Origin of the sequence: Flavobacterium sp. ASV13, assembly GCF_000745775.1 — a bacterium.
Lineage (GTDB): Bacteria > Bacteroidota > Bacteroidia > Flavobacteriales > Flavobacteriaceae > Flavobacterium.
The window spans coordinates 443,281-456,515 of record NZ_KN050752.1 but is presented as its reverse complement, the minus strand read 5'-3'; the positions used below and the strand labels follow the sequence as shown (position 1 = coordinate 456,515).

Below are 13,235 nucleotides of genomic sequence, written 5' to 3'. Positions count from 1 at the left end.
TGGTTAGTTTATTAGCTTTTAATCAATATAATTTTTGCATTATCATTTTTTGAAACCTGTTCCATAAACAAACGAAATTCGTCATATTCCTTATTTGAATATTTTCCTTTATTCAAAAACATGCTTCGTTTGTAAACAAGCTTATTATTCTCTTTTTTGATGATTTCAGTTTTGTATTCTCCGAATTTTCCTTTGAGTTCATAATTTTCAGGAAGAAATTCAATTGTAAATCCGGCCGGTAGATTCACTTCAATTTCATCAGAATCTAAAAAACCACGCTGAATTTGGAACGGATTTTTTCTGTTTCGGATTCGTTTTATATTTCCTGTATTTTGATTGAAAGCATCAATGGCAAAAATCATTTTGTTTGCTGAAATTGAAGCGTAATTTATCGCGCTGAACTGTACATCTTCAGTAAAACGAACATTTTCCTTATCGTTTGAAAATGTTATTTTGCCTAATTTCAGATTATTGATATTATCCCAATATTCCTTATAATGAGCTTCTTTTTCTGTTGGCTGATACGTTTCGATTCTGTATTTCTCATTATATTTCGAGCCTTCAGAAGTTATCGAAATAGAACCTGAAAAGTTTCCATTTTCGTCAATTGTATAAATTCCTTTATCTTTTTGAATGTTCCCTTTGTCTTCGTAAATCTTTGTGCGAACAATTTCACCTCCTTCTGGCTTAACAATCAAAACATCACGGTCATCTGTAAAAGTTCCCTGGTAGCCAAAAGGATCATCTTGACTTGTACATTCCAAAAAAGTATAATTGTCTCCATTTGGAATTGCCAATATCATATGATTTCCCTGCATTGAAACAAAATCAGACTGAATATTAGATTTATATGAATCTCCATATAAAATGGTGTTGTAAGAAGGTACATCAACTGCTTGCAAGAGTGCTTTAGTATAATTTGACAATGCTTTGCAATCTCCATATCCTAAACGGTCAACATCGCTGGCCAACATTGGTTTCCATCCGCCAATTCCAATAGCAATATTTACATATCTTGATTTTTTTTGGACATAATCGTAAATGATTTTTGCTTTCTTGATTGGATCTTTTTCATTGCCTACAAGCGCTTTCATTTTTGCCTTGGTTTCTTCTGGTAAAGTCGTTGTTCCCGTTAAAATTTTATCTCCGTACCATTTCCCAAATGCTTCCCAGGTTGTTGCTGTTCCATCGACACCTTCTAAATGAAACTTTTCTAAACCCATTATAATTTTTGGAAACAAATCAGATGGAGATGGACTTAAATCTTCTCCTTTTTGAGCCAAAATGTTCGATGCCACATAACTAAGTTTAGTAGCGGTTTCTTCTGTCTTTTTTATATTAAATCCAGCAAACTGAAATTCCTTTTTCTTGAAACCTAAATCACTCGGAAAAGTAACATTCAAAATACATTTCTCAACGCTTGCATTATAGCCTCCTAAAAAATACCAACGTGGTATAAAAGCAGTATTTGAAGTCTCTGTCTCACATGTATAAGCAATCGTAAAAGGATATGAAATTGGTGTATAATTTAAATAAACTACCCGACTATCTGAAAAAAGCGTACTGCCGCTTACTGCACTTTGGTCTCTAAAATCTTTACGCTTGATTTTTTTGATTTCATTGCCCGCTACGTCATAAACAATTGCCTCAATGCTGTTTATTGAAGTCGTTTTATCATAATGCTCATAAGCATCGATATCACCGAGTCCTTTTTCATTTAAAACGGTTACAATTCTTTGTTTTTTGATAATCATGCTTCTTTGCGAAGCAATAGTAATATCCATTTGATCTAGCCGAACAACTGCATTTGCATTTTGTTTAAGGCTATCTGGAATAGAAGTAACGTTATAATTAACCTTTTGAGAGTAAGAATTAAGGGCAATTAGAAATAAAAATAACGCAAAAAAAGGGTTTTTCATTAGTAAGGAATTTCCCCAAATATATATTTTTTTTAGAAATCCTTAACATTTGTTTATATTTTTTTACTCCCGATTTTTGCTGTCCATAACGATTGTTACGGGACCATCATTTAAGAGACTGACTTTCATATCGGCACCAAAAATTCCGGTTTGGATTTTTTTACTGAATTCTTTCTCCAAAGTTTTTACGAAGGTTTCATACATCGGAATTGCAAAATCTGGTTTTGCTGCTTTTATATAGGAAGGACGATTTCCTTTTTTTGTAGAAGCATGAAGTGTAAACTGACTAACTACAATTATATCGCCATCGATATCTTGAACTGAACAGTTCATAACATCATTTTCATCTCCAAAAATTCTCATTTTAATGATTTTCCCAGCAAGCCAGTCAATATCTTCCTGAGTGTCGGCATCTTCTATTCCGACTAAGATTAACAAGCCTTTTTTAATGTCTGCAACAATTTTAGAATCAACGGTTACAGAAGCCTCGGAAACTCTTTGAAGAACAATTTTCATTTAATGGTTAATTGTAAATTATTAATTATTGATTTTTTTCTTTAGAGGTGATGAAATTAAAATTGTAGTCAATCATAATTTACAATTAACCATTCACAATTAATAATTATTTACGTGTTTCGTCGCTGGCAGCACGATCTTCACCATAAGTATCGGTGCGATAATGTTCTTCGTCGCCCTCTAAAATTTTAAGATAACTATTGTAACGCGACCAGGCGATTTCATCTTTTTCTAAAGCGGCTTTTATGGCGCAATGCGGTTCTTCTTTGTGTAAACAATTGTTAAACTTGCATTGATCTTTTAATTTGAAGAATTCAGGAAAATAACCGCTGATTTCTGTTGGTTCCATATCTACGATTCCGAAACCTTTAATTCCCGGAGTATCGATAATTCGGGCATTAAAAGACAAATCATACATTTCAGCAAAAGTTGTAGTGTGCTGACCTTGTTTACTTTGTTCTGAAATCACAGTCGTTTTTAAATGAAGACTTGGTTCCATCGCATTTACCAAAGTTGATTTTCCAACTCCAGAATGTCCTGAAAACATACTAACTTTTCCGACCATCATTTCTTTCAGCTTATCAACGCCTTTATTTTCTGTTGATGAAATTCGCAGACATTTATATCCAATTTCCTGATAAATGTGCTGTAAATAAAGCTGATCATCTAAAGTCTGATCGTTTAAAGTATCAATTTTATTAAAAATCAAGATTGCTTCAATTCCGTATGCTTCGGCAGTAACCAAAAAACGGTCAATAAAACTTGTTGTTGTAGGCGGATTATCGATTGTGACCAATAAAAAAACCTGATCAATATTAGAAGCAATAATATGAATCTGTTTCGACAAGTTAACCGATTTACGAACGATATAGTTTTTTCTTTCATGAATATTATGAATCGTTCCGGTAACGGCATCTGAAGTTTCCTCCAATTCATAATCCACAATATCGCCTACAGCAATAGGATTGGTACTTTTTATACCTTTAATTCTAAATTTCCCTTTCATACGGCATTCGATAAAATCTCCATTTTCAGATTTTACGGTATACCAGCTTCCTGTAGATTTATAAACGGTTCCTGTCATTCTTTAATTTTAGATATCCGATTTTAGATTTTAGAATATTTTAAAACCTAAAAAATAAAAGGCAAAATTACGTTTTTAGAATTGAACAACGCAACTTCGTCTTTTAAATTTGAAATCTAAGCTTTGGATTTCTGACTTTTACCAAACAATTTCGGCCAGAATTTCATTTTCTTTTATTTTTCCTATCTGAATTGTTTTCAAAGTTCTTGAAGTTTTTCCGGCTTTGGTTGTATAAATTTCAATCATTACAGTTGCTGGGCCATTTTCAGTTAATGTGGTTTCGCCAAAGAAATTAGTTTTTATTTGATATTTCCCTTTTACCGCATTTCTAATTAAATATTGCTCTGGGCCATAACCTTGTGTAAAATCTTTCGAAAATCTTCCACCAATTTCTGTCGAAGTATGACTATAATAACATTCTTCTCCAGTTGGTTCAATTACATGTAAATCTAAATCAACATCCATTTGGTTCCAATTCATGATGATTCTGATATCGACAGGCATTTTTTCAATATACTTTTTATCTAATTTTCCGGTTTTCAATCCTGGATGTTCTTTCATTATTCGATTAATATCCATTAAAACAATATCTTCTACACCTTCATATTGTCCGCTCATTTCTCCGTAATAATTTACTTCAAGTGATTTTACTAATTCATCAAATGCCTCTTGATATTTTCCGGCATCTTCCAGCGTCAAAGCATAATCTCTTAGACTTTGTGGTTCATGTTCTCTCCATTTTGCAACTTGTTTTGCAGTAAACACTGCATCACCATAATCTTTCCATTCGCGCAAAGTATAAGTCAATGTTTTATACAATTGATGATTCTCTAAACCTAAATCAGCGATATTACTGACAATCAGCAATGCCTTTTTAACATCGCCTTGATTATAGAAAAAATGAGCCACATCAAAATAAAAACTTGGATTTCTTTCCTGTGCTTTTCTTAACTCAAAATACAAATCGTATTGTTTTTCTTTTGGCGCCGATGCCAAGGCTTTTAAATACAATCGATCTGGATTCCAGCTTTTTGTTTGAACAACACTGTTTGAAGACTTCTTTTTCGTTGTTATAATAATAACTCCATTTGCCCCTCTGCTACCATAAGTAGCAATTCTCGAAGCATCTTTCAAAACTTCTACTGTTTCAAAATCATCTGATTTTAAATCCGTCAATTCGCCTTCATAAAACTGACCATCAACTATTATTAAAGGCTTTTTTGAATCTCCTGTTGAATATCCTTCATCTAAATTTGTTTCGTTTTGAATCGTTTTTACTACCTGACCTGCAGCTTCGGGTTTTATATCTTGTACAGCATCTTTATTTTTTTCAGCACTTTCAGCAGAAACACCAACAAGATCTCTTTTCTTTTGAGTTCCGTATCCAACAACTATAACTTCTTCACTTCCAACTTTTTTATCTTTTAATTCAGTGATTACAGGTGCAGAATTATCTTGAGGAGCCATGTTATACACATTATTGTCTTCTTCAATTACTGTTGTAGCTGTTCCTCTGCCAACAGGTTCGTCTATTGTTAAAACAGCATCAGGATCTCCCTTAATAGTTTCATGGCTAGCAGCAGTAGTTACAACTTCACTTAAAGTCTGAGAATTCTCTCTTAATCTTATAGAAACCATATTATTTCTGCCTACATTAACACGAGCAGGTTCGAAACCAATATAGGTAATATTAAAAACAGTATTCTGAGGAGCTTTTATCGTAAATTTTCCATCAAAATCGGTTTGAACTCCCTCACTTCGTCCATTTATAATAATACTCGCTCCTGGCAATGGCTGACTATCCCCATCTAAAACAATTCCAGAAATAAATCCAGCTGGTACAGTTTGACTACTTCTTAAAATTGTATTTGCAACATTATTATTTGCTCTTTGGGAATTCTTGATTTTAGATTTTGACGCTAATTTAGATGCAGAATATTTCGTGTCTTTTTTCCACCAAGCGTTTATGCTGGCAAAATAACTTTCAATACTTTCCCAATTATTTTTTTGCTGTGCCAATCTAGAATCATGTTCCTGTTTTTTAATTCTATCAAATTCTTCGCGCAATTCTGCCGGCGGTAAAATATCATATAAAATATAATCACTTAAATTTTCCAGAACAATCAACGAGGTATTTTTAGTTACAATTCCGAATTTCTTTCCAAGAAGTTCAATTTCATCTGCATTTTTAGCATATTCTAATTCAAGATTGGCGATTTTTTTCTGTGCCCAAAGTTTCTCAACATTAATATCATTAGTGTTTTGAACCGCACCATCAAGTGTAATTTTTCTTTCTAAAACAGCTTCATTATTATATCCGAATAATAAAGTGATTTCGTTTTTTGGATTTAAAGAAATTCCGGAAAAACTAAAATTCCCCGAAACTGAAGTTCCTTCCATCGGAAACAAATCAGTTACCGTTAAATTTTCTTTTATTCCTAAAAACTTCAAATTTGTATTTATTAATTTATCCAAAGCCACTTCAGGATTTATCTGATTTAAATTGATAAAATTACCGCCAGTTTTCGTTGAAGAAAAATTCAGAAAAGCAAAATCGGCAGAGACTGAAGAGGTAATAGTATAAACAGGTTTTTTAGTTTTTGGCAGAAGATTTTCACTCAAAGAAGATAATCCATCAGTAAAAAACAAATATTCATCTTGACCTGCAAAGTTCAGTTGTGAAAAACGAGTCCCTCCATCGTATTTTGTTTTTTCTAAAACGGCTTTTAAAGCATCCCAATTTCCATTAGAAACTATATATTCTTGTTGTTTATCGAAAGTATAATTCAAAAAGTACAGCGTAACTTTTGTGTTTTTTATTTTTTGAAAATAAGCATCCAGCAAATTCAATTCTTTCTTTAAATCCCTATTCTGACAACTCAAAGAATTATCCCAAATCAAACCAATAGAAGCTGGTATCTTTTTAACCGTTTTATTGCCATCTATAAAAGTATTTCCATAAAAATAATACTGACCACCAACATCCTGCATTAAAACGCTCGGGATATTTTGCTGTATCGGAATTTTAATAACAATTTTTTCTGCAGGCTGGTAATTTTCTTTTTTGATGGAAGCCTGAAAAGCTTGATTCCATTTTGAAAAAGTAATTTCATTTCCTGAATTTTCAGTAACAGTTGGTGCTGTCGAAGTTCCTAAAACCGAAACATTAATTTCAAACTTATCCAGTTTTTTCGGAAAACGACTTACCAATTGATACGCCAGATTGTCTTTATCAAAAGCCGAAAGTTCTTCTTCATAGCCAATAACAACAGTTCGTTCACCATTTGGCATCAATGGATAAATTCTGGTTTTAAAATTATTGCCGTCGACTTTTTCCAGTAATCCCGGATCAACACGACGATGTTCAATGGCTTCAAAAACTTGTTTCCCTTTATTTTTGTTTACCGGAACAGCTTCACGAAGTTTTCCATTAATGTCAATTGCGTATCTGGAAACCGAAACATTTTCTGGTAAAGGAAAAATAAGTTCAGCCTCCATCTGGCGAGTTCCTGAATTAAAAAAATGCATTTCGGCAGTAGTGTATGCAATATTGCCCACCACTTTTACATTGACGAAAAGTTTATTCATTCTCACTTTTTCAGCTTCTTCTCCTTTAACAGTAAGTTCAGGACTTTGTGCGAAAGTTTTTGTTCCAATAAAAAACAGAAAAAAAAGCAATACATTCAAATTCAATTGAAAAATGCGCGGCGCAGACGAAAACAATTTTAACTTCATGACACGAAAATTAAGGTTTATATTGTTATAGAGAACAAAAAACATCAAAAGGTTGGGAAGATAAAAATATTTATGCAAAAAAAATCTCCACCACTTCTTACTTAAGTGATGGAGATTTTAAAAAAACAATCTAATTTTACCATTATGATATAAGAAAACCTAAAAACAAAGTTCAAAAGATTTCAAATTAACTTATACCATAAATATTATTTAGAGAAAATTATGCATTGAAAATTTTCTCTTGGTGTCCAATACTTTCCTGGTGAATTGCTTTGAACATTCTTAAAACGAACTCTTCAGTAAGACCTTTTTTCTCACCTTCCAAAATCATTTTCCCTAAGATTTCGTTCCAACGATTGTTTTGAAGAATCGCAACGTTTGCATCTTTTTTCACTTGTCCAATTTCGTCAGCAACTTTCATACGTTTTCCTAACAATTCTAATAAATTAGCATCTAGAACGTCGATGTTAGCTCTTAGTTTTTTCATTTTTTGGCTGTACTCGTCTGTAGTATCATCCGTTTTTCTGATCGTCAAATCTTTAATGATTTGTTTCAAAGCATCTGGAGTAACTTGTTGAGCAGCATCAGACCAAGCGTTGTCTGGATCGTAGTGCGTTTCGATAATCATACCATCGTAATTCAAATCTAAAGCCTCTTGTGTTACTTCGAAAATCATTTTACGATCTCCAGTAATGTGAGATGGATCGATGATTAATGGTAAATCAGGGAATTTATTTTGCAATTCGATAGCAATTTGCCATTCTGGAATGTTTCTGTATTTTGTTTTTTCGTAAGTAGAGAAACCTCTGTGGATAACACCTAATTTCTCGATTCCAGCCATGTGTAAACGCTCAACACCACCTAACCATAAAGCTAAATCTGGGTTTACAGGGTTTTTAACCAAAACGATTTTATCAGTTCCTTTCAAAGTATCAGCAATTTCCTGAACTGCGAAAGGGTTTGCAGTTGTACGAGCACCAACCCATAAAACGTCGATATCATGTTCTAAAGCCAGTTTACAGTGCGCCGCAGTCGCAACTTCAGTTCCCATTAACAAACCAGTTTCAGCTTTTGCTTTTTGTAACCATTTTAAACCAATTTCTCCAACACCTTCAAATCCTCCTGGACGTGTTCTTGGTTTCCAGATTCCAGCTCTGAAAACACTTACTTTTGAATCTTTCAATTCGTGAGCAATTTTCAATACTTGATCTTCAGTTTCTGCACTACATGGTCCAGCTATCACAAGTGGGTGATTTAAATTGAAATCTTCTAACCACTTTCTCATTTCTTTCTTATTTTCCATCTTAATTCTAATTTTACTTTTTAGTTGTTGTTAATCCGTTTAGTATTTCTTTTATTTTATTTGTGCTTTCCATTTCTTCAAAAATGGCGTTGTAATTTTCGTCTTTCAACAAATCCCTAAACCGACTGAGATTTGAAATATATTCTTCTAATGTTTCCAGAACATGTTCTTTGTTTTGCTTAAAAATTGGTGTCCACATCGCCGGCGAACTTTTTGCTAAACGAACGGTGCTTTCAAATCCACTACCCGCCATATCAAAAATATCCTGTTCGTCTTTTTCCTTATTCATTACCGTTTTTCCGAGCATAAACGAACTAATGTGTGACAAATGCGAAACGTAAGCAATGTGTTTATCGTGTGAAGTCGGATCCATATATCGAATCCTCATTCCGATTTCGCTGAAAAGCTTTAACGCCTTTTCCTGCAATTTAAAAGTGGTTTTTTCCACTTCGCAAATAATGTTTGTCTTTCCTTTAAACAAACCTCTTATCGCCGCCGAAGGTCCTGAAAACTCCGTTCCTGCTATCGGATGTGTGGCAATAAAATTTCTTCTTTTCGGGTGATTGGCAACCGCATCACAAATTGGCTTTTTAGTTGACCCAACCTCAAAAACAATCGTTTTATCTCCAACCGAATCCAGCACTTTTGGCAAAACCGTCAGCGCCACATCCACAGGAACCGAAACGATTACAAAATCGGCTTCAGCCAAATCTTCAAAACTTCCCGCTTCGTCGATAACTCCTAAATCAATGGCTTCCTGCAAATGTTTTTCGTTACTATCGATTCCAAAAATGGTCGAATCCGGATGTTGGTCTTTGATGTCCAACACCATCGAACCGCCTATTAATCCTATTCCTATTACGTATACTTTCATATTCTTTTTTTTTCCTGCAAGGTTTTCAAAACCTTGTAGGTTTATATAATCAAGACTTTCAAACTCATACCTACAAGGTTTTAAAAACCTTGCAGGAAATCTAAACTCTAAAATCGATCAATCGCTTCTTGCACTTTTTCTTCTTTCACACACAATGAGAATCTGATATATCCTTCGCCGTTGCTTCCAAAAATGGTTCCCGGTGTAATGAAAATATGTTTCTCATATAATATTTCGTCAATGAACTTCTCTGCTGATTCTATTCCTTCTGGAAGTTTCGCCCAAACGAAAAGTCCAACTCCTTCTTTATATACTTTACAGTTTAACTTTTCAGCTAATTTCTCCGTTAATTCTCTACGGCGTCTGTAAATTTTGTTTTGGTCTTCGAACCAGGATTTATCACATTTTAAAGCCGCGATCGCACCTTTCTGAATTCCATAATACATACCGCTGTCCATGTTGCTTTTTACTTTTAGAACCACATCGATAATTTCAGGGTTTCCTAAAACCATTCCGACTCTCCAGCCGGCCATGTTGAACGTTTTACTAAGTGAATTCAATTCTAAAGCCACATCCTTCGCGCCTTCAACCTGCAGTAAACTCATCGGATTATCATTCAAAACAAAACTATACGGATTGTCGTTGATCAATAATATGTTGTGTTTTTTAGCAAAAGCAACCAATTTTTCAAATAACGCTAAACTTCCTCTCGCTCCTGTCGGCATGTGCGGATAACCCAGCCACATAATTTTTACTTTCGAAAGATCCAGTTTTTCTAAAGCTTCAAAATCTGGTTCCCATGCATTTTCTTCTTTCAAATCATAATAAACCGGAACTGCCTGAACCAAATTAGTTACCGAAGTATAAGTTGGATAACCTGGATTCGGAATTAAAACGTGATCGCCTTCATTTAGAAATGCCAGCGAAATGTGCATAATTCCTTCTTTTGAACCCATCAAAGGTAAAATCTCATTATTCGGATTCACTTCAACACCAAACTGATCACGATAAAAATCTGCCATCGCCTGTCTCATTTCTGGCAATCCTTGATAGCTTTGATAACCATGTCCGTTTTCGTCTTGAATTGCCGCAGCGACTGCTTCAATTACTGCTTTTGACGGACTCAAATCAGGGCTTCCGATTCCCATATTGATAATCGATTTTCCTTCAGACATCAACTGACGAACTTCTCTTAATTTTGATGAGAAGTAGTATTCTTCAACTGTGTCTAATCGTTTTGCTGTTGTAATCATTTTTTTATTGCTTTAGGCCGTAAGCTTTAGGCTTTAGGCTCTTTTTAAACTTTCTATTTTGGACTTTAAGACTTTCGACTTTCCAACTTTAAGACTAACTTAAAGGTTTTGTGTTTTTATATTCTCCCAACACTTTAAAATATTCTGCCATGATGTTTAATAACGCTTTGGCTTTTGCAAAATCTTCGTATTTCTCAAATGTTACGTCTACGAAGAATGAATATTTCCAAGGCGTTTCAATTTTTGGAAGCGACTGAATTTTTGTCAAATTCAGTTTGCAGTCGCTCATTACATTTAAAACCGCTGCTAAACTTCCTCTTTTATGATCCAATTCAAACTTAACAGATGCTCTGTTGATTTCACTTTCCGGCAAAAATGAATTTTGCTTTTTGATGATTACGAAACGTGTCATATTGTTTTTGATCGTTTGAATCGATGATGCAATAATATCCAGATTGTACATTTCAGCAGCCGTTTCACTTGCAATTGCCGCAATTCCGGTTAATTGTTTTTCCTGAATTCTTCTTGCTGTTTCAGCTGTATCTTTATCCTCAACCAATTTAATATTTGGATATTGTTTCAGAAAATCCATACACTGCAAAAGTGCCATTGGATGTGAATGAACTTCTTTTATATCTTCAATTTTCTGACCTTTTAAAGCCATTAAATTCTGCTGAATGTTTAAATAATGCTCTCCAATAATGTGCAAATTATTCTTGTCGATCAAAGCATAATTCGGGATAATTGGTCCTGCAATTGAATTTTCGATCGCCATAACCGCCTGATCTGATTTTCCGGCAATAAGGCTGTCGATTAATTCTTCAAAAGACAAACATTCATCAATATCCACATTTTCAGAGAAATACTCTTTCACAACCTGATGATGAAATGATCCTTTTATACCTTGTATTGCAATTTTCGTTGTCATATAGTCAAAAAAAAATCCTGATTTGCATCAGGATTGTATATTAGTTTTATTTGTCTTAAATATTTCTCAAATAACCATAGCACAATCCTGACTTCTACTAAAGAAGAAATAAAAATTGTTGCTAAAATAAAAACGGTTACTTGCCATTTTGTTTGTGTTTTGTTTTAAATTCTCTGCGAATGTATAAATTATTTTTACCGCACCAAAAAAAAGATTGCATTTTATGAAACAAAAAAGGATTTCTTAACAAATTTAGCAGGTTTTGTATGATAATATAAAAATATGGGCTTAAAATGAGAATATTAAAATGAGGTTCTAAGGTTCTGAGTTGCTAAGGTTCTAAGGTTTTTTCGCCACGAATTCACGAATTAGCGCAAATCTTTGTGTTTATAAAATTCAATTTCACAGATTTTAAAAAATAAAATTCGTGAATTCGTGGCTATCATTCAATCAAAACAATCCTGAAACTGGTTTATTCATAATCCCTATTTTAGAATAATCGAAATTCAATTTTTCTTTTAATAGAGAAGCATACACACTTCTAAAATCGATTTGGTATTTTAAATCGCCGTTATCCAAGTCAGCTAAATTCGGATTATTTCCTAAAATCGTTCCTTTATTATTTCCTCCGATGATAAACATTGGCGCTGCAGTTCCGTGATCCGTTCCGTTTCCATTGTCTTTTACTCTTCGTCCAAATTCTGAAAAAACAACGATAGTCACATTCTGCAATAATTGGGCTTGTTTCAAATCTTGATAAAAACTGTACAAAGCATCATTCAGATCGGTTAATTTTTTCTCGTGAATTGCAATTTGATTATCATGCGTATCAAATCCACCGAGCGACGTATAATATACTTTCGAATTCAAATTCCCTTTTATCAACCTTCCAATCCATTCCAAGTTTTTGGACAATTCTGTTTTTGGATAACTTATTTCGGTTTTTGATTTCGCCAAAGCTTTCTGAATTTCATCTGAACCTTCAGTAACAGAATTGGCAATTTTTCGAACAAAATCTAAGTGCGGATTGTCAGACAATGTTACATTTTCTTCTTCATCTGATTTTACTTTAAATCGGTTTGGATCTTTTACCGTTATAAAATTAGGTTCGACGCCTTTTAAAGCAAGATTATCAATAGAATCTAAATTTATTCCGGCCGTCGCCTGATGTCCGTTACACTGAAGATCTAAATACCTGCCAAGCCAGCCTTCATTGATATATTTATTAGAATCTGTTGCGGTTTGCCAAATTTCCTGGCTTCTAAAATGCGACCGAATCGGTTCTGGATAACCCACATTCTGAATTACGGCCAAATCTCCGTTTTGTTGCATTTGGGCAAAATCTTTCAAGGAAGGATGAAAAGCCATTCCTTTATTTTTACCAATCACCAAATCTTTATTTAAAGCTATTTTGGTTCTATAGTCATAATATAAAGGATCGTCGTACGGAATAAAAGTATTCAATCCGTCATTTCCTCCATTCAATTGTACAAAAACAACACATTGTTCACCAATAATCAAATTATTCTGCGATCCAAAAGCGTGCAAAAAATCAGGAAGCACGAGCATTCCGCCTGTAAAAGTTCCTGTCAATGTTAGAAAATCTCTTCTGTTCATGATTAC

The 13,235-nt window shown here is 33.8% G+C and carries 9 protein-coding genes; all 9 read right to left on the bottom strand.

The window, feature by feature from the left end:
• Positions 1-11: 11 nt before the first annotated feature.
• The 9 genes from GQ47_RS22565 to GQ47_RS22525 all read right to left on the bottom strand — a co-directional run bounded on the left by GQ47_RS22565 (position 12) and on the right by GQ47_RS22525 (position 13,229).
• Positions 12-1,919 (bottom strand): DUF3857 domain-containing protein, encoded by a 1,908-nt coding sequence (locus GQ47_RS22565; protein WP_035653399.1) that lies wholly within the window; start codon positions 1,917-1,919, stop codon positions 12-14.
• Between the two features lie 63 nt (positions 1,920-1,982).
• Positions 1,983-2,435, bottom strand: coding sequence for a D-aminoacyl-tRNA deacylase (dtd, locus tag GQ47_RS22560; protein ID WP_035653397.1), 453 nt, complete (start codon positions 2,433-2,435; stop codon positions 1,983-1,985).
• A gap of 106 nt (positions 2,436-2,541) precedes the next feature.
• Entirely contained in the window at positions 2,542-3,519 is a 978-nt protein-coding gene (gene rsgA / locus GQ47_RS22555; protein ID WP_035653394.1) for a ribosome small subunit-dependent GTPase A, read from the bottom strand.
• A 138-nt stretch (positions 3,520-3,657) separates the two neighbouring features.
• A complete protein-coding gene (locus tag GQ47_RS22550; protein WP_152561081.1) occupies positions 3,658-7,254 on the bottom strand; it encodes a VIT domain-containing protein in 3,597 nt (1,198 codons plus the stop codon).
• Positions 7,255-7,474: 220 nt separating this feature from the next.
• Entirely contained in the window at positions 7,475-8,557 is a 1,083-nt protein-coding gene (locus GQ47_RS22545) for a bifunctional 3-deoxy-7-phosphoheptulonate synthase/chorismate mutase type II (RefSeq protein ID WP_035653393.1), read from the bottom strand.
• A 13-nt stretch (positions 8,558-8,570) separates the two neighbouring features.
• Positions 8,571-9,431, bottom strand: coding sequence for a prephenate dehydrogenase (locus tag GQ47_RS22540; protein WP_035653391.1), 861 nt, complete (start codon positions 9,429-9,431; stop codon positions 8,571-8,573).
• Between the two features lie 107 nt (positions 9,432-9,538).
• Positions 9,539-10,684 (bottom strand): pyridoxal phosphate-dependent aminotransferase, encoded by a 1,146-nt coding sequence (locus GQ47_RS22535; RefSeq protein ID WP_035653390.1) that lies wholly within the window; start codon positions 10,682-10,684, stop codon positions 9,539-9,541.
• A 94-nt stretch (positions 10,685-10,778) separates the two neighbouring features.
• Positions 10,779-11,612, bottom strand: coding sequence for a prephenate dehydratase (locus GQ47_RS22530; protein ID WP_035653388.1), 834 nt, complete (start codon positions 11,610-11,612; stop codon positions 10,779-10,781).
• Between the two features lie 450 nt (positions 11,613-12,062).
• Positions 12,063-13,229 carry a DUF1501 domain-containing protein gene (locus GQ47_RS22525; protein ID WP_051951720.1) on the bottom strand — a complete coding sequence of 389 codons (1,167 nt, stop codon included), beginning with the start codon at positions 13,227-13,229 and terminating at the stop codon, positions 12,063-12,065.
• Between the last annotated feature and the right edge of the window lie 6 nt (positions 13,230-13,235).